Here is a 19,501-nt window from a genome sequence, read left to right as displayed (position 1 = left end):
AGGGTTGGTGTTTTCAGGCGATGCCTATACTTGCCATCATACGCAAAGCACTCATACAAGATACTTATTAGGGGCTAACGGCCAATAGGGGTTTGTCTTTGCTGATACCATGGCCGTACTGGTAGTGCTCGTTTACGGTAACGGGCAGCCTGCCGCGGGCAGGTATTTTGCCGAACAGGAGTTTGGCCGCCGCCACTTGCGCGTGCATGTGGGCCTGGTAAGCCAGTATGAGCACGCGGCTCTTGTGGATGTCCGGGAATTGGTTCAAGGTATAGGGGTTGTCAAAGAGCGTCATGATGGACCTGTCCGAGCGTGCCAGGTCCGTCACAAACCCAACTGCTTCTTTGGAGTAGCCCAGCCGGTTGCTTGGCGTGACACTGGGGCCATAAAGCCCTACCACTACCAGGTCGTAGCCTTTGAGCTTCTGCTTCATTTGCTTTATTTCTTTGGCATTGGCCTTTCGGGAGATCACAAAATCGGCGTCGATGCGGGCATACTTGTTTACCTCGCGTTGGAAAATGCTGGGGCGCACCACACCAAAAGAGAGCGTGGCGATGCGCTGGCGCTTTTTCTGGCGGATGGGCAGAAAGTTCTTCCGGTTGTTGAGCAGGGTCATGGCGGCTTCGGCAAGTGCATGGTTGGTGCTGTCGGCTATACCTGGGTTCAGGTCTTCGTACAGGTTCTCCAGCTCAATGGGCATATACCTGTCCAGCCCTACCCAGGCCTTGGCGGCCAGCATCTTTTTACAGCGACGGTCAATTTCTTCCTGCGTGATGTACCCCAGGGCAATCGCCTGCTCGATGGCTTGAATGGCCTTGGGCACGCTGTTGAGGCGCTCCAGCACATCGTTGCCCGCGATCAGGGCGCGCGCCTCCGCCTCACCGGGTGGGAAGTACTTGGTTACGCCCTTCATGACCATGGCATCGGTGAAGACCAGACCCTTGAACTCCAGTTTTTTCTTGAGCAGGTTGGTCACGATGGGTTTGGAAAGGGTGGAGGGCAGGTTCATGGTCGTGTCGAGCTCGGGCATGTGCATGTGCGCCACCATGATGCCCCCGATGCCATGCTTGATCAGTTCGCGGAAAGGGTATAGCTCCAGCGAGTCGAGCCGGTCGCGGTCATGCGGAATGATGGGCAGGTCGTAGTGCGAGTCCACATCCGTGTCGCCGTGGCCAGGGAAGTGCTTGGCCACCGCAATGATGCCATTTTCCTGCATGCCGCGCATGTAGGCCAGGCTTTTGGCCGTAACGTCCAGTTTGTCCTCGCCAAAGGCGCGGTAACCGATAATGGGGTTCTGGGGATTGTTGTTGATATCGGCCACGGGAGCGAAGTTGACGTGCATGCCCAGCCGCTTGAACTCCTCGGCCACCTCGGCCCCCATGCGGTAGATCAGGCCATTGTCTTCTATGGCGCCCATCATCATCTGGAAAGGATACTGCACGGTGCTGTCGAGTCGCATGCCCACCCCGGTTTCAGCATCCATCGAGATCAGGAGCGGCACTTTGGAGGCGGCCTGTAGTCGGTTGTTGAGGACAGCCTGCCGCACGGGTCCACCCTGAAAATAGATGATGCCGCCCACCTTATACCTTTTTACCAGGTTCATCACGTCCGCCTCGTACTTAGGGCCTTTGTTCGAAAAAGCCTCAATGACAATCAGCTGCGCGATGCGCTCTTCCGGGCTCAGCGTCCGGAAAACAGAGTCTACCCAGGGCGAGGGATTTTCGATCGCCTCGATCAGCGTGCCTGGTCGGGTATAAGGGACTTCTTCCGGGAAAAACTCCTGCTGCCCCTCTTCGTCACGCGCATAGGCCGTCCCGCTGGTATCGGTGCTCTCGCAGGAGCTCAACAGCAGCATACAGCACAGAAGGCTGAGGTATAGTGCTGACAGGCGGCTGGCAATCGGGTGAAAAGGGTTAGCTTGCATGGTACGCGTGATGAAATCACCTTTATTTCTTCTCAATATTGGATTTGGTTTATAACTATAGGCCTTATACGCTCCAGGGCATGGCCGAAATGGAACTGATACGGTATAGAACGTGAAAAGTACGGATAACGCATACTAATTCTGACTGACAGCCCGTATCTTGCTGCTGAACAGGTATGATGAGGGTAGGCCCTGCCGGCGCCCCAGTACGTATAGCCAGACCACACCACCAGGAGAGATTTATACCTTCTCCAGACGCTGACCCATGATGCAAGCAACCCCTATTCAAAGCCGCCAGGACCTGAAAGCCGAACACGAGCGCTTTGCCTACAGTTTTCTGCCGGGCACTTTGTTCGTAGGGCTCATCTGGCTGGTGGCGCTGCTCTCATACCTCAATGACGTGAACCTGGCCTGGCTCGGCATTCACCCGCGCGACTTTCTGGGCTTGGTTGGCGTGTTCCTGGGGCCACTCATCCACTCGGGACTCATCCACCTGCTATCCAATTCATTTCCGCTGGTGCTGCTCTCGGGCTTTATCCTGTTTCTGCACCGGCCGGTTGCGCTGCGTGTGTTTGTGCTGGTCTACGTGCTGAGCGGCTTGTTTACCTGGTTTATCGGCCGGGACGCCTACCACGTGGGGGCGAGCGGCGTGGTATACGGCCTGGCCGGCTATCTGCTGTTCAACGGGGTGATGCGTCGCGACAGGGCCGGGCTGGCTATTTCGCTGGCTATTTTATTTCTGTACAGCGGCCTGTTCTATGGCTTGTTTCCCTCTGAGGAACATATCTCCTGGGAAGGCCACCTGGGCGGACTGCTGGCAGGACTTGTAGCAGCCATGCTTTACGGGGAGCATGTTGACAAACAGCAGCCAGCTATACCTGTTGAACCACCGCTTAGTCGGGGGGAGCTGTTGGCACAGCAAAGCCACCAGAGCAGCACGCTTGCCGGACAGCATTATACCTGGCGCTACACGCTGGCCAGCGATGAGCCAACTAAAAAGTATAACCAGAAAGCCAGGCTGAACACCAAAACAGGTATGCTGGAAACCTAACCCGAACAGTGTAACCTGCGTCTAATCACAGAAACAATTCCTTATGTCGCAAAACACCGCCGCCACACAAGAAGATGTAAAACAAAGCAAATGGCCTTTGGTCATAACGGCAGGCATTATCGCACTGCTGATCCTCTCTTATTTCATTTTTCCCGGTTTTCAGGCGAATATTAACGAAGGCTGGGACGTACTGACGAGCGGGGACGAAGCGCGTATTTCCAGCTGGGTAGAGCAGTTCGGTTTCTGGGGACCAATCTTTATTGTTCTGGCCATGGTCGCGCAGATGTTCTTGGTGGTGGTGAATGTCGTGGCCCTCATGCTGGTGGCCATTATCGCTTACGGGCCCTTCTGGGGCTCACTGATCGCCATCGCTGCTGTGCTGGTGGCTTCTACCATCGGTTATTTTATCGGACGGGGACTAGGTGAGGCAGGCGTGCGCAAGATAATTGGTCATAAGGCTGAAGAAAAGGTATTGGGCTTTGTATCGGACTACGGGATCTGGGCTGTGATTGTCGCCCGTATCTCTCCCTTCTTGTCTAATGACGCGGTCAGCTTTGTGGCCGGCATCACTAAAATGAGCTATTTTAAATTTATCGGCGCCACCATAGCAGGTATAACACCGCTCACCTTACTGCTGGCCTGGCTCGGCGAAGATAACGACCGCCTCATGAACGGATTGATCTGGGTAGGAGGGGTAAGTTTGGTGCTCTTTATCGGGTATGTGATTTATGACAAATACAGAAAGAAACGGTATCACCAAGACTAGACAATTCCATACAAAATGGCTCCGATAAACTAGCTTTGTAAATTACAATTTAGAGGGAGCTATACAGCTAAAAAGCTGTGATTACTACGACATAGTAATGCAATATTTTTAATTTATACTATGAATTTTTAGTGATAATTATAATTTTTGCGCTCACATACTTTCAACGCCCAGAACTTTGAATTTCGAATCCGCTGCCTGTATATAGGGCTTTTTATGATTAAAATCCTCACACATTAACTGTCCAAAAATCGTCCGTCTCCCAAAACTTAATTTCTAAACCCGCCGTTTAAGCGGTTTATTATTATAGAAATGATGTTTCACGAAATGGACTGAATATGTTTAGGGTCAAAATACTCGCAGTAGTGATTTCCATTTTTGTAACTTTTTCTGATGAAATGGCCATCCTGGAACCTGAAGATTCAAACCCTCCGAGCGAGGTAAAGGAGCAAGAACTGATATCACCCCGACTCATAGAAAAAGTACAAGAATACCCTGATTATCCCGAGTACCCAGAAGCTTTTACTGTAACGGCCACCGTCTACTACCCTGAGAAAAACCAGACCGACGGAAATCCCCTCATCACAGCCGACGGCTCCCGCATCAACCCCAAAAACCCTAAAAAACACCGCTGGATTGCCCTTTCACGCGACATGCTGACACGCTGGGGCGGTGATATACAATATGGCGACACCGTTTGGGTGCGCGGTGTCTCAGACGAATTGGATGGGCAGTACATTGTCCGGGATACCATGAACCGCCGCTTCCGCCACCGCATCGATATTCTGGTGGGCCGCAAGGATAACATCTATGGCCGGTGGGAAAACGTCAAAATTGCCAAATCCGAATTCCCCGATGAGAGTGAGATCGATTTCCAGCCAAGCTACTACGGTTTTGCCATGAAGGATTAAGCTTGTCTGGTGTGCAGGTATAAGCTGAATTTGCTACATTCGGTTTGGAAAAGCCCAAACTACCTATGACAAGACAAGAAGCCAGCACCATACTGGAGCAAATGACTACCAGTGAGAGCCTGCTACGCCATGCCCGCACCGTAGAACTGGTAATGGAGGCCTACGCCAGCAAAATGGGAGAGAACCCTGACGAGTGGGCCATAGCCGGTCTCCTCCACGATGCCGACTACCAGGCCTACCCGGACAAACACCCAAACGTGATCGTAGACCTGCTGCGCGGGAAAGGGGAGGAGCGCATCGCCCATGCCATCTCGGCGCATTATACCCACTGGGGCGTGCCCTACGAAACCACCCTAGACAAAGCCCTGATTGCCTGCGACGAGATAACCGGATTTATCGTGGCCTGCGCGCAGGTGCGGCCACAACGGTTGGAAGGGCTGGAGGCAAAGTCGGTGATGAAGAAACTGAAAACCAGTGGATTCGCCGCCTCCGTTGACCGGGAAGAAGTGCGGAAAGGTGCTGAGCTCTTCGGCGTGGATCTTAAAGAGCACATCGACTTCATCATCAATGTGCTGCAACAGCACCAAGCTGAACTGCAACTCGAGCCAACTGAGCAAAACGAGGCCTGAAATTTACGCTAACTACGCTATAAGCCGTGTCGGTGCAGTTGCTGCGCCGGCACGGTTTTTTTTTAAGCCAGGTAGTACCCCAGCGCCTCCAGGCCTTTGGCATTATCCTCCGCCTCCACCACTTCATCGATCACAAACTGAATCTCCTGTTCGCTCCAGTTCTCCTTCTCGGCGGCTTTCACAAACAAGTTGATGGCGGCATAGCGGTCGACGCCGGCAGGTATGTTCATTCTTACTTTCTTGCGGATGTTCATATAACTTAACCTTTTGGCAAGAATACGGAGTGTTTTCCATAAAATCAATGCCAGCGCTCGTTCCGGAGCCATGCTGAGAGCGGAATAGGTAGGAAATTTGGCTTCTCAAGCCGGCCAATGCTTGTGTGTTTTTGCTTAACCCTTTGTGAATGCCACCGTTACAAAAGGCTATACCTCTGCACAAACCTGAAAGCTTATGGAGAAGGAAGTCTTCACAATAGAGCAGATCGCTGAGCTGGATAACTTAACCATCCTGCACCTGGCAGCGCCTGTCATTGTGGCTTCAGTCTTGATTGAGTGGTATGTGGGCGTAAAGAAGAAGCGGAACTACTATGAGAAGCAGGACTTTATGGCTGCGCTTTGGATTGGTGCGGGCAGTGCCATTGTGGGAGCAAGCGTAAGGATCGTGCTTTTCACATCCTCTATGATGATTTACAATGTTGTGCCTTGGGCTATACCCAGGTCATGGTGGGGCTTTTTAGTCGGGTTTGTAGCGGTGGACTTTCTGAGGTACTGGGCGCACCGTGTATCGCACGAGCAGCGGCTCTGGTGGGCGACGCATGTGACGCACCATTCGTCGGAGAAAATGAATTTTGCGATTTCCCTGCGCACCAGTTGGACATCCCCCCTCAAGTTCCTGTTTTTCCTGCCGGTGCCTTTCCTCGGTTTCGATCCCTTCACATTTTTCGTTTGCCATCAACTGGCTGTGCTTTACCAGTTTTGGGTGCACACCGAGCTGATCCGAAAGTTGCCTGCACCGGTGGAGTACTTTTTCGTGACCCCTTCCCATCACCGCGTGCACCACGGGTCCAACCCCAAGTACATCGATAAGAACTACGGCTCCACTTTCATTATCTGGGACAGGGTGTTTGGTACTTTTCAGCAGGAGGAGGAGAGGCCTATATACGGCCTCACAACACCTGTTGCCTCCTACAATCCCTTCTACCTCGTGTTTCACGAATGGGTGGCTATCTGGAAAGACCTGCGGCATACCCGGTCTATTGGGGAGGCGTGGGATGTCCTGTTCAAACCCCCGGGAGCTGTTGTGACGGGCTACCAGCGGGAGCGGGAAGCCCGGGCTTTACAAGCAGCAGAGGCACTCGAAGCGGTGCCGGCCTTGAAGGTGGCCACGGCTATACCTGACGATCCGGAGTTGGAAGAGCAGATGAGCCAGCCAGAAAACCGGCAGGTGGGCTGACATAAAAAAAGCACGGCGACTGCCATGCTTTTCTATAAACCTATACCTGTAGGTTAGTAGTTGTCGTACTGCTGGCCCTGGCCCTGGCTGGAGTTGCTTCTGGCCTCACGCGGGACCCCCATCTTCTCCTCGCGGCGCGACTGGTACTGGGTAAACTGCTGCTCGGTCAGGATGTCTTTGATCTGTGAAAGCCTTGTCTGGCTGATCATGTCCATTTGCTGGGCCAGTTTTGGGGGATTATCGCGGTACTTTTTGCGGGCTGCCTCCGCAAACTTCATGCTGCTTCGGTTGACGTCTTTTAGCTCGACAGCCTGCTTCGGGGTAAGGCGCAAGTTCTTGACCATGCCGGCCGTAATCTCATCGGCGCGCTGTTCCAATGTGGTAGGGGCGCTTTGCGTGGTGCCTGCCTTTTGAGCGGGCGCCTGTGCAAACACAGCCGTTGCGGCAAAGGCGAAAAGTAAGGTGGCCAAAACTGATTTTTTCATATCTCTTTTAAAGCTGATCATAGGTGCTTTCTTCTATATCAAATACTGTTCCGGTATTTTAAGTCCATGTCTTTCTGCAACAAGGCCCGTGCAGGTATAGTTTCTATACCTGTCTGCCGGGCAAATAACGCTACGACTCGGAGTGGAAGTATACCTTGTAGAAATGCATGCCGCGCTCCTGGTCGAAGCCGCGCTCCACGTACTGCTCACTCTGCTCCGGGTTATATCCGCTGAACTTGATCTCGATCTGGGTGTCGAGCTTGATGAAGTTGCGGAACTTGCGCTTCATGTTCTTCACCGTGTTCTTGTTGATGGCAAAGTCGGTGAAGCCCTCGATGTCGCGCTCCTCGGCAAAGGCCTGGGTATAGTTCTTGAAGCGCTCTGCCGTCTCCGGCTCGTCGATCACGCTGCTCGTGAATTCCTCCAGGTCAAAGGTCTCGCTTTTGGAAAAGTAGTCGACGGAGCGGCTGATAAAATCTACCTGCGCTTTTTTGCTATCTGTCTGGGCAAACACCTCCTCCGAAAAATCCTTGCAGAGGTTGAGCGCCGTTTTGGTATTGAAGTTGGTGTCCTTGAGCTCCGTCACGTGCAGAAAGTCCTCTTTCCAGAACACGGCGTCGGTGCTGTTGGCGTCCACGATCTTCACCCGGAAACCGTCTTCGGCCTCGGTGTTGAAGATCAGGCAGCCTTTGTCCACGCTCTTGATGTTGACTCCGAAATGGTAATTCATGTTCAGGTCATCGTCTTCTTCCTGAAAGGTCAGGAAAGTGTCTTTGTTCTCCGACTTGAAAATACCGATCGCGTCCACAATGTCGTCTTCCATCAGGCAGCCCGACAAATGTACCACGTACAACTCGCCGCTCTTCACCTTGGGGTGGTCCGACTGTTCGTAGAGGTGGTTGAGCACGTGCACCGAATATTCCAGGAATTTCTGCGGCTCCGTAAATATCAGGGCCGAATAGGCGAACATCTCGTTCAGGGCGAGGTCGGAGGTATGGTGAAAACGGAAAAACTCCTCCTGCTTAAAGGGGGCCAGAAAGTAGTTGGTCAGCAGGTCGCTCAGTTGTTCGTCCCGCAGATCAACCAGTTCTTTCGAAACGATCACGCCTTCTTCCTTCGCCTTGTTGCCTACCCGGTGCACGGCCAGCCTGTTGAGCCGCACCTGTCTTTTGTCATTCATCTTCCTATACCTTATACCTGGCCTGACTGTGGGCCGAGGGGCTGCAAAGGTAAGGTGCAAACAAGCCTATCGCCAAATGAATACTACGATTTAGCTTAACCGGTTTTAAGCTGTTTCTTGCTTGTGAAAAATAATTAAAAAATTTAATTGTCTGATATATAATTATTTATGACGATGTGTGAACTTTTTTCAACACACCCGGTCACAATTTGGCACGGTTCTTTCATTCGATCCATCAAGCAGCGCAGCTTAGAGTTTTAGTTTTCAAAATTTAAGGATTGGTGAGATGGAAAAGGTATTTCTACTACTGGCCGTCGTTCTGGGAATGGCGGTAACTCAGGCAAATGCGCAGCAAAAAAGTCCCGTGCGCATCGGTATTAAAGCGGGTGTGAACATGGCCGAATGGCAAGGGCAAACCATTAACAGTGCCCAGGATCTGATGGACATGACCAATGGCTCCCTGAACCGCCAGATGCGCGAGGGATTCCATGTGGGCGGTGTGGTTTCTATACCTGTTGCGCCGGGTTTCGAGATCGAGCCGGGCCTCCTATACTCCCAGAAAGGGATGCGCCTGGTGGGCAAGATCCCGATGGAGCAGTTTGACTTCCTGAACGCCGGTGTGACGGTGACCAACAAAGCAGAATACATTGATATGCCGATTCTGGCGAAGATATTTATTGGTGAGGGTTTCCACATTTTTGCAGGCCCGCAGTTCTCATACCTGCTCTCAAACAAGGTGCAGGTTCAGGCAGGGGCCCTGGGCTTCAACGCCCTGAACCAGGAGTGGGACGTGAACAATGGCTTCCGTGAACTGGACGTGGCAGCCACCGGAGGTATAGGCTACCGCTTTGCCAGCGGCTTTAACCTAAGTGCCGGCTACGACTATGGTCTGACCACAGTGGACGCCAACCGCAACTTCGACACCTTCAACCGGGTGATCAAAGCCTCGGTAGGGTTTACTTTCTAAGATAAGAGTTTAAACTGTTTGTAATAGTGTTTTGGTGAAACACACAGGCCGCTACTTCTGGTAGCGGCCTGTTTCATTTTATAGGCCATACGACATAAAGAAGCCCCACAGGTATAGACTGCGGGGCTTCTTGATGCATTCTGCTTGGGCGTTAAAAAGCTGCTAGCTGTTGCCTATTGGCTAACTACGACTTCTTGTAAGGAAATTTCTTAGAAGAGTTTCTCATCAGGGCATTTGAGAGAGACTTTCTGCTGCTGCCGATGCTACCGGATGCAGTGTAGTCGTATTTCCAGAGAAGATCACCTTTTTCGCCTTCATGGATGGTAATGGAGGTATTTACGCTGTTAGTTGGCCCCCAGGCACCAACCAGTAAGCCAACCGCGATAGCAGCTCCATCAGACATAGGCTGCGACATAGTGGCCTTGCCAGAGACGATAGCATCTACACCCAGAATTTGGCAGATCTCGTCTCTGGACACTGTGTTCATGTTTTCATACGTGATGCCGGCCTCAGAAAGCAGTGCATTTGTCTTGCTCACGTCTTGAAAATTAACGGTGTATTTGTTTTTCGACATCTCTCTCAGGAAAAAGCTATACACATCGCCCTGCAGGCCAAAGCCATAATCTTTTTGCTGTTGCTTCACCATCTCAGGCGTTACCCCTTTGGGGAGTTTTCTAGACTCGATCAATACATCGAAAGGCACAATGGCCAGCGTTTGGTGTTTTGCCTTAACCTCCTTAAAGGATGCAGCAGTGTAGATCTGAGGACCGCAAGCCGTAAAGCTTACCGCAAGCAAAACGAACAGTAGAATTTTTTTCATGGATGAAATTTGAATGATGGTTAAGTTTGTTTAATAAATGTAACAAATATAATATTCCTGATATATATGTCTAGTGTTATGGTAAAATAAATTTTTTCCATAATTGTCCGAAGCCAGTAGCAAGCTATGCTGCAGGCTAGACCTGCAGCTGGGAAGGTAAATTTGAGATGATTTAAGGATCGAGCCGGGCTAATGCTTGGCAAAAGGCCTAGGATTATAACATCACCCCATTGTGGGCGCACAGTCTGTAACCCTGTCCGTGTATGTTGATGATTTCCACTGCAGGGTCGTGGCGGAGGTATTTGCGGAGTTTGGCAATGTAGACATCCATGCTGCGACCCGTAAAGTAACTGTCTTCGTGCCAGATACGCAGCAGTGCCTCTTCGCGCGGTACTACATCATTCAAGCGCTGGCAGAGGAGGTACAGCAACTCAGACTCTTTCGGAGACAGCTTTTGGATGTCGCCATTGTAGTGTAGCAGGCGCAATTTGTACTGGAAACGGTACTGCCCGATGCTGTATTCTGTCACCTCCGGCTTTTCCGTAGCCGGGTTGCCGCCCTTGCGATGCATGATCGCCTTAATTTTATACAGCAGGACCTCCGAGTCAAAAGGCTTGGTGATGTAGTCGTCGGCACCGATCTTGAATCCTTCGAGCATGTCCTCCCGCATGGCTTTGGCCGTCAGGAAGATCAGGGGCATGTCAGGCTGCAGCTTCTTGATCTCCCGGGCCAGCGTGAAACCGTCCTTTTCTGGCATCATCACATCGAGTATGCACAGGTCAAAGTTCCCCTTCCGAAAAGCCGAAATGGCTTTGCATCCGTCCGGGCAAAGGGTCACCTCGTAATCATGCAGTTCCAAATAGTCTTTCAGCACAATCCCAAAATTCGGGTCGTCCTCGGCAAGCAGTATGTTCAGTCCTTTGTCGCTCATGTGGTGGCGGATTTAGGTATATACTTTTGTTTAAAGATGCCGGGCCGGGTGCCTAGGTTGCATGGCACATTGCCTTCAGGCACTGGCTGGTAAAAATACTTCGAAGCGGCTGCCTTTACCTGGCTCGCTCTGCAGTTTGATGGTGCCGTTATGAGCTTTCACGATGGCTTTCACGTAGCTGAGGCCTAGTCCAAAGCCCTTCACATTGTGCAGGTTGCCCGTCGGTACTCGGTAAAACTTGTCAAACACCCGCAGCTGTGCGTCCCGTGTCATGCCCATGCCTTTATCTTCCACAGCCAGCAGGATGCCGCCAGCGGTGTCGTACGTCCGAATGTGAAGGGTAGGGCGGTCCGGGGAGTATTTGTTTGCGTTGTCCAGCAGGTTGCAGATAACGTTGTAAAAGTGCACTTCGTCCAGTTCAAGGTCAGGAGCAGTAGCATGCAGATCGGTGGTGATGGTGCCCTGTCGATCAGCTACCTGCAGGTGTATGCTCTCAATGGCTTTGAGCACCAGGGCATGCAGATCGGTCCGGATCAGGTTCATCTCGTAGTCATCCTTTTCGAGTCGGGCAATCTGCAGCACGTTCTCCACCTGTGCATTCATGCGCTTGTTTTCCTGCCGGATGATGCCGGTGTAGTACTGCACCTTCTCTGGCCGGACGTATACCTTGGGGTTGGAGATGGCGTCTGCGGCCAGCGAGATGGTGGCGATCGGCGTCTTGAACTCGTGCGTCATGTTGTTGATGAAGTCATTCTTCATGTCGGAGAGTTTCTTCTGCCTGAAAATGATATGGATGGTGGTACCAAACGTGGCCACCATGATCAGCGTGAAGAGCGCCGAGAAGGCCAGCATCATCCAGAGCGACCTGATGGCATAGGCCTGGCTGTCAGGAAAGTAAACGGCCAGGTAATCCGACTTGTCAAAGATGTCGTTTGGGAACAGGCTGGCTTTGTAAGTGGCAAAGTTGCGTGTGCTGTTGGTTGGCAGGTATGCTGCTGTAAGGGTGTCTTGCTCATCGGAGAGCACCCAGTAACCAAAGTCCAGGCAAATGCCTTTATCCTGCAGTTCGCTTTGCAGCAACGGCTTGATTTCCTCTAAGTTCAGTCGTTGTTCTAGCGGCTTATCGTTGGCAACATATTCCACCACCATCTTTTCCACAACCTCATTCAGGCGCTCCTGGCGCGCCTCCACGCGAACCGGGTCAGGCTGAGTGGGTGCCACTGCGGTTTGCTGCGCTTTAGGAGCTTGTTCTGGTTTAGGCCTGGAACCGGCAACCTTGGCAGAAGCCGCCTGGCCGTGCATCTCAGTCGCGTGGACATAGAAACGGGCGGATGGCTTCGTTACTTCCATCCGCTTTTCCTGCGGCCTGTCTACACTCCGGAAGATGACCCGGCCTCCCAATTGGTTTCTTTGCTCGTTCACGCTTTCCCGCTGTCTCTTGCCCTTTTTAAAGATAAAGACGCTGTCGGTCTGCACGTTTATAGCGGAGATCGAGGCAGGATCAATCGTGTGGTTGAGGTAGCCGTAGCGGCGCAGGCTGTCCAGGTGCAGGGCAATGTACTGGAGCGTGTCCATCGAAATGTGGAAGCTGCGGCCGTTCAACTGCCGGGTATGGGTGATGGTATTTTCTGTCAGTTTTCGAAGCCGCTCACCGTCGAGTCCGCTCAGGCGAATGGAGCGGGCTTCTATGGTATCGGCCTGTACCTTCAAGTGTTTGAGCATGGCGGCATGTTCGGCCGGGAAGTTGTACATTCTTACGGCAGGGGAGAGCATCCGCTGCATCAGCGAGTCTACGGGGAAGAAGCGCTCCGCTGGTATGTTTCGGCCGTCTGCCGTATACCTTTCCTGCCAGGTTGCGCCAGTGCCAAAATCCTTTTTAGCAGATTTTGCAGTAACCGCTATACCTGTACCGGCTGGTATGGGCGTAATAGGAGATGCTGGTTTTGGCTCCTGCTTCACGCTGACCGCTTGTGCCTGTGCAACGGGCGGCGGTGCCGGCTGCGTTTGCTCCAGCACTTCCACCTGTACAGGCGCTGCCTGCAGGGTGGCCATACCACTTGTCACTGCCGATACAGCTTCCTGCGTCTCCAGTTTTTCGACCACACGGGCCAGCGCCTCGTGCACGCTGCGGTCAAATTGCTCCTGCTTCACCTGTATGGCATCCGAGATCCAATACAGCTGAAGGCCGACCATACCGAGTAACGATATGCTCATCAGCACGATAGCACCTATGATAGTCAGCTTGCTCACATAACAAATTTACGTATTTCGGCTGGCTTGTCCATTACTTTAACTTTTCCTTAACAGACTTTAACCTGGCTTTAACGGTTCAGGCTTCTGTGGTAGCGTACATTTGTAGAAACGATCTACTAACCTCTTATACCTTATCACTATGAACCTCTTCCTCAACCTTCAGACCTTACTCAGACTGGCCCTTGCCTTACTGATGGGGTTACTGCCTCTGTACGGTGCCTTGGCGCAGGCGTCAGGCCAGCAGAAGCACAAAACACACATCAAAATGATCCGCACGGTGGATGGCAAAACGGAGGTGATTGACACCACCTTTTCAGCCGAGACGGAAGAGGCCATCGCCAAAGCCCTGAAAGCTATGCGGTTGGATAGTGCGCATATGCGCCTGCTGGATGGAAAAGTGAGAGCCCATACCTTGGGGGGAGACAGAAATATAATGCTCAGGGAAAGGGTGCAGGCGATGGAGGGTGATAGTGCTATGAGGCGTGCTCTGAAGGAGGTGCGCATGCTCACCTTGTCAGTTGATAGCCTGAGCAAAGATGTCATGAAGCACTTCAAAATAGTACAGGGCGACTCTCTGCTGATGGGTGAGGGGCCACGGGTATTCATGCGCACATTGATTGACTCTTCCATCGTCCAGATTGGCGATGCTGGCAGGGCCATGACCCTCAACCCGAAAGAAATAGAGCGCATCGTCGTCAAGTCGATGCCGAGTCAGGTACGCATTGACTCGCTGATGAGACTGCAAGAGCAGGTGAACTTAAAAGTAATCGTAAAAGACGGCGAAAAGAAGGTATACCGCATACATGAAGATGGCAGAGAGGAAGAAATACCCCACGCCGATTTCAATTTCGATGGTGGAAAGATGGGCCGCGCCATCTTTATCTCGCGCAAGGCCAAAGTAGAGGACGTGACCAAGGCTGACAAAGAACAGCTAAAGGCCACCGGTGCTCCCGTGGAAATGAAATCACGCGAAGAACTGAAAGTGGAGGAAATCAACTTCTCGCCAAACCCCAACAACGGGCGTTTCAACCTGAAGTTTTCACTCAAAAACAAGGGCACTACCGTGGTGAGGGTGATGGATGACAAAGGCCGGGAGGTGTTTGTAGATACGGTGGAAAAACTGAGCGGCGTGTATGAGCGGGAGATCGACCTGACGCCTTTTGGCCGGGGGCTATACTTCCTGCAAGTAGCGCAGGGAGACCGTTATCACACCAAAAAAGTGCTGGTGCAGTAGCATCGTTTAGCGATATGGTTCAGTAAAGGAGCCCGGTGCCTGCAGCGCCGGGCTTTTTGTATGATAACTCTTATAGGCTGCCGTAAGTAAAATGAGCAGAACCTATACCTGCGCCTGATGAAGAAATCGCTATACACTCTGCTACTCCTGTTACTTGCTCAACTACCGCTTGCGGCGCAGTCGCAGCAGACTCACAACGCTACACTGAGCGATTATGCCTACCGTTACCCGGTGAACTACCTGGAGGTGGAGCAGGAGGGGCAGAAGTATAAAATGGCCTACATGGATGTGTCGCCGCCCACCAACTTCAAAAATCCGCAGACGGTGGTGCTCATGCACGGCAAGAACTTTCTGGGTGCCTACTGGCAACAGACGATCAACTTTCTGGCAGGGCAGGGCTATCGGGTTGTCGTGCCCGATCAGTTGGGCTTTGGCAAGTCAGACAAGGCAGAGGTGCATTACAGCTTCCATCAGCTGGCGCAGCACACTCGGCGACTACTAGACCATCTCAAGATAAACCAGGCAGTCATAGTCGGGCACTCGATGGGCGGCATGCTGGCTACCCGCTTTGCGCTCATGTACCCCGAAATTACTGCTAAGCTGGTACTCGAAAATCCGATCGGGCTGGAGGACTACCGGCGCATGGTGCCTTACAAGAATTTGGATGAGCTGTACCAGGAAGAGCTGAAACGCACGGAGGCAGGAATCCGGGATTACCACAAAACGTACTATACTTCCTGGAAACCGGCCTATGATGAGTGGGTGCGTATACCTGCCGCCCAGCTGCGCAGCCCGGACTATCCACAAGTGGCGCTCGTATCGGCGCATACCTATGCCATGATCTATGAGCAGCCGGTGGTGTATGAGTTCAGTGACCTGAAGGTACCGGTGCTGTTGGTCATCGGGCTGGAGGACCGCACAGTCGTGGGCAAGGCCTACATCAAAAGTGAAGAGGAACGCAAAAAGTACGGGCAGTATCCGCAGCTGGGTCAGCAGACGGCAAGTGCTATACCTGATGCAAAATTGCTGGAGCTAACCGGTGTGGGGCATATCCCGCACCTTGAGGCGCCGGACCAGTTTCACAAAGCACTGCTGGAGTTCCTCAAGCAATAGGCTATACCTGTTGCAAGCCGATTACAAATGCCGGGAGCATCTGCATTTTACTGAAGCAGTGAGCTATACCTGATGCCTGGGTTTAATGATGGTGGTGGTGATCGTGGTCGCCGGGCTTGCTGTTGAAATTGGCGATGGTGCCTGCTCCAAAGAAAACAAACCAGCAGAGGTAGAGCGCATTAAAGTTCTCCACGGTCTTCCCGATGAACAGCAGGATCACGTTGGCCAGGATGGTCATCACCAATCCCGTCATGGCCACAAACTGGTAGGAGTTCATTTCCCGCGGGTCGTATATTTTCGATAGTTTCATAAGCTTTTTCGCTGCCGGTTCTTCCTGTAACGCAATCGGGCGGCCATACGTGCCATCAGATTACCTTATTTCGCTGCCCAAATATAATTGAAAGAAACGGGAGATGTGTAAAAGTGGTTGGTTGGTAAATTATGTTAAGTAATTGTGGTTGCGCCTAACTGAACTCCCGGGTGAGCGTATACACAGCTAAACAAACGAATTGAATTATGGCAACCAGAGATGAAGATATACAGAACACGCCCAACAGGCCGAAGAATATAAACGAAGAGCACCGCAAAGGCCAGACCATGGGCAATAAGCCCGATCCATCTGCCAAGCGCAATGTAGGCCTGGGGGGAGCGCTGGAGCGTGACGACCAGAAAGACAGCCTGGAGAACCTGCACATAAAGGGAAACGAAACAACCGGCTACGGTGCGAATAACCCTAAAAGCACAGAGGAATTCGCGCAGGGACCTGGCTTTGAGTACGAGGGCAGCGATACCGCCATGGACGATGATGTAAACGGAATTCGAAGCCGTGACCAACCTTTTGGCGGAGACGATACCGAGCCGAATGACAGCGACCACAGCCGGATTTAAGGTATAGCCTATACCTAAGGGAAAGCAAAAAGCCCTGCCACTTAACGAAGTGGCAGGGCTTTTTCTAGGTATAGCAACGTATTATGCTCCGCGCTTCACAGATGGTCTGCTTTGGCCGGTTCCCTTTTTGTCGCGCCAGTTTCTGCTGTTTCCGCCCGTCGAGCGGCCAGAAGTACCAGCACTTGCTGTAGCACGGTTACCGCCTTCGTTTCCACCTGAACGGCTATTGCCGTTGCGGTTTCCGGATGGCCTGTTGCCACCTGCAGCAGCACGGTTGCCATTGTTGGAAGCACCACCATTGCGAGGCTCTCTGCCCGCCGGGCCTTTCGGCTTCTTGGCATTCTCCAGGTTCATTGACAGGTGCTCCGGCAAGGCAAAAGGATGGTTGGCATCCACCTTGATCTGCTTGTTGATCAGCTTCTGGATATCGCGCAGGTAATAGCGTTCTTCCTCATCGCAGAACGACAGCGCTATGCCTGCGTTTCCGGCACGACCCGTACGGCCAATGCGGTGCACGTAGGTTTCAGGCTCGTTCGGCAGCTCGTAGTTGATCACGTGCGACAGTTCTTCTACGTCTATACCGCGGGCCGCAATGTCAGTGGCAACCAGCACGCGGGTGGCACCCGCCTTGAAGTTGCTCAACGCACGCTGACGCGCATTTTGTGATTTATTGCCATGGATGGCCTCCGCCTGGATATTGGCCTTGTTCAGATCCTTTACTACCCGATCGGCACCATGCTTGGTTCTGGTGAACACCAGCACGCGTTCTATATCCTGATCAGAAAGCAGGTGACGGAGCAGGTCGCGTTTGTCGTTTTTCTCCACAAAGTACACCGCCTGGCCCACTTTCTCAGCCGTTGACGACACAGGGGTCACCTCCACCTTCACCGGATTAATCAAAATAGTATCGGCTAGCGCCTGAATAACAGGAGGCATGGTAGCGGAGAAGAACAGCGACTGGCGCTGCTTGGGCAGCATCGGGATGATGCGCTTGATGTCATGGATAAAGCCCATGTCCAGCATACGGTCTGCTTCATCCAGCACGAAGAACTCTACGTGCTTCAGGGAAATAAAGCCCTGACCGATCAGGTCGAGCAAACGGCCCGGCGTCGCGATCAGCACGTCAATGCCACGCTTCAGTTCTTGTACCTGCGCATGCTGCGACACGCCGCCAAAAATAACGGTATGGCGCACATCGGTGTTTTTGCCGTAAGAGGCAAAGCTTTCATTTATCTGTATGGCCAGCTCCCGGGTAGGAGTGAGGATAAGCGTTTTGATCGTTTTAGGTGCTCTGTTTTTCTGGTTGTGCAGCATTTGCAGCACAGGTATGGCAAATGCAGCCGTCTTGCCTGTGCCCGTCTGAGCGCAGCCAAGCACGTCGGTGCCCGCCAAAAGATGAGGTATAGCACGTTCCTGTATAGGCGTAGGCTGCGTATAGCCCTCTGCCTGAAGCGCCTTCAGGATCGGTTCTATTAAATTTAATTCGCTAAATGTCATGTATGATTGATTATTGCAAGCTGCAAAGGTAAGTCTATTATTCCGGCTTGCTCTTATTTATTTAATACCCCCGCACTGCCTTGCAGCAGGTATAGGAAGGTTGAATAAGGGTACAACAGGAAGAGTATCGTAATAATTCAAAGCGGGTAACTTGGGTCGGCATGTTCTGTAACAGGCGCCGGGAGCGTTTGGGTGAAATGTTTTGTTAGATTTGCATAGGTATAGGCTGGTGTGCGCTCCGGATAAAATGATGTTTTAGTGCATGGCCGCCCTGTAAAAACCTCAATATAGCTAAAATGACACAACCACATACCTTACACATCCGCAACATGGTGTGCCCCCGTTGCCTGAAAGTAGTAACCCAGGAACTGGACAAGCTTGATCTGCAGCCATTGGCCATCCAACTGGGCGAGGTGAGGCTCGAGCAGGAACCTACAACTGAGCAACTGCAAAGGCTGCGGGAATCTTTGCAGGAAAACGGGTTTGAGCTGATAGAAGACAAGAAAGCAGAGCTCGTCGAGAAGATCAAGATCGCCATCATCGAGCTCATTCGCTCGGGGGAGGTTGAAAACCTGAGTGTCAACGTGTCGGACTATCTGGCGCAGGCGCTTGGCCGCGACTACCATTACCTGAGCACGCTCTTTTCGGCTGAGGAGGGGCTCACCATCGCCCGCTATGTGGTGCTGCAGAAAGTAGAACGAGCCAAGGAGCTGCTGGCCTACAACGAGCTGAGCCTGAGTCAGATCAGCTTTCAGCTGGGGTATAGCAGCGTGGCGCACCTGTCGGCACAGTTTAAGCAGGTAACCGGCATGTCGCCATCCGAGTATAAGAAAGCGGCAGCTCCATCGCGGAAGCCGCTTGATAACGTAAACTGATTCAGGAGATGAGGGAGAAGGGGAATTACGGCAAGTTTATGTTGATGTTAAGCCTCTTCTCTTTGGTGATCTATGTGGTTATGCTCGGCAATGTAGCCGAAATAGGCCATATTCGGCTGAATCTCAGTTGGCTGTACATGACAATCCTGATGGTAGCCCCCATGGCATTGATCACGCTGTGGATGATGCGGTCTATGTACAGGGATCAAAAGCTGAACACTATTATTACTGTCATGAGCATTGTGGCGACCGTAGGAGCGTTTATCGCGCTGCGAAACCAGTCCTTCGTCGGTGACAAAGCCTTCATCCACTCCATGATCCCGCTCCGCTCATCGACTATACTTGTCAGTGAAGAGGCCAGAATCAAGGATCCGGAGTTGAAGAAACTAGCTGAGGAGATTATCCGGTCGCAGAAAAAAGAGATTGCAGAGATGGAGAAGATAGGCAAGCGAATAGACTAAGCAGTAAAGGCCTCTAAAAAAGCAAGAGCGCATGCGTCGGTATGGACGAGACATGCGCTCTTGC

At 52.2% G+C, this 19,501-nt stretch carries 20 protein-coding genes; 11 read left to right on the top strand and 9 right to left on the bottom strand.

Annotated elements, in window-relative coordinates; all coding sequences use genetic code 11:
- Positions 1-67: 67 nt before the first annotated feature.
- Positions 68-1,960: a glycoside hydrolase family 3 protein gene (locus Q4E40_RS02220; protein ID WP_303409771.1), complete on the bottom strand. Its 1,893-nt coding sequence runs from the start codon at positions 1,958-1,960 to the stop codon at positions 68-70.
- Between the two features lie 229 nt (positions 1,961-2,189).
- Here Q4E40_RS02220 and Q4E40_RS02215 point away from each other — a divergent pair, with 229 nt between their 5' ends.
- From Q4E40_RS02215 to Q4E40_RS02200, 4 genes are all read left to right on the top strand, one after another.
- Positions 2,190-2,975 (top strand): rhomboid family intramembrane serine protease, encoded by a 786-nt coding sequence (locus Q4E40_RS02215; protein WP_303409770.1) that lies wholly within the window; start codon positions 2,190-2,192, stop codon positions 2,973-2,975.
- 43 nt (positions 2,976-3,018) lie between these two features.
- The gene (locus Q4E40_RS02210; protein ID WP_303409769.1) at positions 3,019-3,741 is read left to right on the top strand and encodes a TVP38/TMEM64 family protein; all 723 of its coding nucleotides are present in this window, start codon (positions 3,019-3,021) and stop codon (positions 3,739-3,741) included.
- A 398-nt stretch (positions 3,742-4,139) separates the two neighbouring features.
- Complete coding sequence (locus Q4E40_RS02205) at positions 4,140-4,652, top strand: RlpA-like double-psi beta-barrel domain-containing protein (protein WP_303409768.1); 513 nt, start codon at positions 4,140-4,142, stop codon at positions 4,650-4,652.
- 65 nt (positions 4,653-4,717) lie between these two features.
- Positions 4,718-5,281: an HD domain-containing protein gene (locus tag Q4E40_RS02200; protein ID WP_303409767.1), complete on the top strand. Its 564-nt coding sequence runs from the start codon at positions 4,718-4,720 to the stop codon at positions 5,279-5,281.
- A gap of 62 nt (positions 5,282-5,343) precedes the next feature.
- Here the strand turns inward: Q4E40_RS02200 and Q4E40_RS02195 are convergent, their stop codons facing one another.
- Positions 5,344-5,535 carry a hypothetical protein gene (locus Q4E40_RS02195; protein WP_303409766.1) on the bottom strand — a complete coding sequence of 64 codons (192 nt, stop codon included), beginning with the start codon at positions 5,533-5,535 and terminating at the stop codon, positions 5,344-5,346.
- A 196-nt stretch (positions 5,536-5,731) separates the two neighbouring features.
- Here Q4E40_RS02195 and Q4E40_RS02190 point away from each other — a divergent pair, with 196 nt between their 5' ends.
- A complete protein-coding gene (locus Q4E40_RS02190) occupies positions 5,732-6,733 on the top strand; it encodes a sterol desaturase family protein (RefSeq protein ID WP_303409765.1) in 1,002 nt (333 codons plus the stop codon).
- 53 nt (positions 6,734-6,786) lie between these two features.
- On the opposite strand, the gene Q4E40_RS02185 is transcribed toward Q4E40_RS02190, so the two are convergent.
- Positions 6,787-7,218 carry a hypothetical protein gene (locus Q4E40_RS02185; protein WP_303409764.1) on the bottom strand — a complete coding sequence of 144 codons (432 nt, stop codon included), beginning with the start codon at positions 7,216-7,218 and terminating at the stop codon, positions 6,787-6,789.
- Positions 7,219-7,348: 130 nt separating this feature from the next.
- Positions 7,349-8,398 (bottom strand): nucleoid-associated protein, encoded by a 1,050-nt coding sequence (locus Q4E40_RS02180; protein ID WP_303409763.1) that lies wholly within the window; start codon positions 8,396-8,398, stop codon positions 7,349-7,351.
- A 286-nt stretch (positions 8,399-8,684) separates the two neighbouring features.
- Here Q4E40_RS02180 and Q4E40_RS02175 point away from each other — a divergent pair, with 286 nt between their 5' ends.
- The gene (locus Q4E40_RS02175; RefSeq protein WP_303409762.1) at positions 8,685-9,365 is read left to right on the top strand and encodes a porin family protein; all 681 of its coding nucleotides are present in this window, start codon (positions 8,685-8,687) and stop codon (positions 9,363-9,365) included.
- A 184-nt stretch (positions 9,366-9,549) separates the two neighbouring features.
- Here the strand turns inward: Q4E40_RS02175 and Q4E40_RS02170 are convergent, their stop codons facing one another.
- The 3 genes from Q4E40_RS02170 to Q4E40_RS02160 all read right to left on the bottom strand — a co-directional run bounded on the left by Q4E40_RS02170 (position 9,550) and on the right by Q4E40_RS02160 (position 13,366).
- Positions 9,550-10,185: a hypothetical protein gene (locus Q4E40_RS02170; protein WP_303409761.1), complete on the bottom strand. Its 636-nt coding sequence runs from the start codon at positions 10,183-10,185 to the stop codon at positions 9,550-9,552.
- 214 nt (positions 10,186-10,399) lie between these two features.
- On the bottom strand, positions 10,400-11,116 hold the full coding sequence (locus Q4E40_RS02165) for a response regulator transcription factor (RefSeq protein ID WP_303409760.1): 717 nt from the start codon (positions 11,114-11,116) through the stop codon (positions 10,400-10,402).
- 75 nt (positions 11,117-11,191) lie between these two features.
- Positions 11,192-13,366, bottom strand: coding sequence for a sensor histidine kinase (locus tag Q4E40_RS02160; protein WP_303409759.1), 2,175 nt, complete (start codon positions 13,364-13,366; stop codon positions 11,192-11,194).
- A 142-nt stretch (positions 13,367-13,508) separates the two neighbouring features.
- Here Q4E40_RS02160 and Q4E40_RS02155 point away from each other — a divergent pair, with 142 nt between their 5' ends.
- Both Q4E40_RS02155 and Q4E40_RS02150 read left to right on the top strand, forming a co-directional pair.
- Complete coding sequence (locus Q4E40_RS02155) at positions 13,509-14,603, top strand: T9SS type A sorting domain-containing protein (protein ID WP_303409758.1); 1,095 nt, start codon at positions 13,509-13,511, stop codon at positions 14,601-14,603.
- 117 nt (positions 14,604-14,720) lie between these two features.
- Positions 14,721-15,716: an alpha/beta fold hydrolase gene (locus tag Q4E40_RS02150; RefSeq protein ID WP_303409757.1), complete on the top strand. Its 996-nt coding sequence runs from the start codon at positions 14,721-14,723 to the stop codon at positions 15,714-15,716.
- Between the two features lie 82 nt (positions 15,717-15,798).
- Here the strand turns inward: Q4E40_RS02150 and Q4E40_RS02145 are convergent, their stop codons facing one another.
- Positions 15,799-16,026 (bottom strand): hypothetical protein, encoded by a 228-nt coding sequence (locus Q4E40_RS02145; protein WP_220624968.1) that lies wholly within the window; start codon positions 16,024-16,026, stop codon positions 15,799-15,801.
- 206 nt (positions 16,027-16,232) lie between these two features.
- Between Q4E40_RS02145 and Q4E40_RS02140 the strand changes: the two genes are divergently transcribed.
- Positions 16,233-16,604, top strand: coding sequence for a hypothetical protein (locus Q4E40_RS02140; RefSeq protein ID WP_303409756.1), 372 nt, complete (start codon positions 16,233-16,235; stop codon positions 16,602-16,604).
- 81 nt (positions 16,605-16,685) lie between these two features.
- Here Q4E40_RS02140 and Q4E40_RS02135 read toward each other — a convergent pair whose 3' ends face one another.
- Positions 16,686-18,101, bottom strand: a complete 1,416-nt coding sequence (locus Q4E40_RS02135; RefSeq protein WP_303409755.1) for a DEAD/DEAH box helicase — start codon at positions 18,099-18,101, stop codon at positions 16,686-16,688.
- A gap of 296 nt (positions 18,102-18,397) precedes the next feature.
- On the opposite strand from Q4E40_RS02135, the gene Q4E40_RS02130 reads away from it, so the two are divergent.
- Together Q4E40_RS02130 and Q4E40_RS02125 are read left to right on the top strand one after the other, a co-directional pair.
- Entirely contained in the window at positions 18,398-18,976 is a 579-nt protein-coding gene (locus tag Q4E40_RS02130) for a helix-turn-helix domain-containing protein (RefSeq protein WP_303409754.1), read from the top strand.
- A gap of 8 nt (positions 18,977-18,984) precedes the next feature.
- A complete protein-coding gene (locus Q4E40_RS02125) occupies positions 18,985-19,437 on the top strand; it encodes a DUF305 domain-containing protein (protein ID WP_303409753.1) in 453 nt (150 codons plus the stop codon).
- Positions 19,438-19,501: the final 64 nt, after the last annotated feature.

It is taken from the genome of Pontibacter coccineus (genome assembly GCF_030546575.1).
Taxonomy (GTDB): domain Bacteria; phylum Bacteroidota; class Bacteroidia; order Cytophagales; family Hymenobacteraceae; genus Pontibacter; species Pontibacter coccineus.
The sequence above is the reverse complement of the archived record's forward strand: the minus strand, read 5'-3'. Positions and strand labels throughout refer to the sequence as shown.

Excerpts from the sequence above, each read along its gene's own strand:
- Q4E40_RS02150 (WP_303409757.1), top strand. The coding sequence starts at position 14,721 with ATGAAGAAATCGCTATACACTCTGCTACTCCTGTTACTTGCTCAACTA.
- Q4E40_RS02180 (WP_303409763.1), bottom strand. The coding sequence starts at position 8,398 with ATGAATGACAAAAGACAGGTGCGGCTCAACAGGCTGGCCGTGCACCGG.
- Q4E40_RS02170 (WP_303409761.1), bottom strand. The coding sequence starts at position 10,185 with ATGAAAAAAATTCTACTGTTCGTTTTGCTTGCGGTAAGCTTTACGGCT.
- Q4E40_RS02130 (WP_303409754.1), top strand. The coding sequence starts at position 18,398 with ATGACACAACCACATACCTTACACATCCGCAACATGGTGTGCCCCCGT.
- Q4E40_RS02185 (WP_303409764.1), bottom strand. The coding sequence starts at position 7,218 with ATGAAAAAATCAGTTTTGGCCACCTTACTTTTCGCCTTTGCCGCAACG.
- Q4E40_RS02200 (WP_303409767.1), top strand. The coding sequence starts at position 4,718 with ATGACAAGACAAGAAGCCAGCACCATACTGGAGCAAATGACTACCAGT.
- Q4E40_RS02155 (WP_303409758.1), top strand. The coding sequence starts at position 13,509 with ATGAACCTCTTCCTCAACCTTCAGACCTTACTCAGACTGGCCCTTGCC.
- Q4E40_RS02215 (WP_303409770.1), top strand. The coding sequence starts at position 2,190 with ATGATGCAAGCAACCCCTATTCAAAGCCGCCAGGACCTGAAAGCCGAA.
- Q4E40_RS02210 (WP_303409769.1), top strand. The coding sequence starts at position 3,019 with ATGTCGCAAAACACCGCCGCCACACAAGAAGATGTAAAACAAAGCAAA.
- Q4E40_RS02165 (WP_303409760.1), bottom strand. The coding sequence starts at position 11,116 with ATGAGCGACAAAGGACTGAACATACTGCTTGCCGAGGACGACCCGAAT.
- Q4E40_RS02195 (WP_303409766.1), bottom strand. The coding sequence starts at position 5,535 with ATGAACATCCGCAAGAAAGTAAGAATGAACATACCTGCCGGCGTCGAC.
- Q4E40_RS02145 (WP_220624968.1), bottom strand. The coding sequence starts at position 16,026 with ATGAAACTATCGAAAATATACGACCCGCGGGAAATGAACTCCTACCAG.
- Q4E40_RS02125 (WP_303409753.1), top strand. The coding sequence starts at position 18,985 with ATGAGGGAGAAGGGGAATTACGGCAAGTTTATGTTGATGTTAAGCCTC.
- Q4E40_RS02175 (WP_303409762.1), top strand. The coding sequence starts at position 8,685 with ATGGAAAAGGTATTTCTACTACTGGCCGTCGTTCTGGGAATGGCGGTA.
- Q4E40_RS02135 (WP_303409755.1), bottom strand. The coding sequence starts at position 18,101 with ATGACATTTAGCGAATTAAATTTAATAGAACCGATCCTGAAGGCGCTT.
- Q4E40_RS02205 (WP_303409768.1), top strand. The coding sequence starts at position 4,140 with ATGGCCATCCTGGAACCTGAAGATTCAAACCCTCCGAGCGAGGTAAAG.
- Q4E40_RS02140 (WP_303409756.1), top strand. The coding sequence starts at position 16,233 with ATGGCAACCAGAGATGAAGATATACAGAACACGCCCAACAGGCCGAAG.
- Q4E40_RS02190 (WP_303409765.1), top strand. The coding sequence starts at position 5,732 with ATGGAGAAGGAAGTCTTCACAATAGAGCAGATCGCTGAGCTGGATAAC.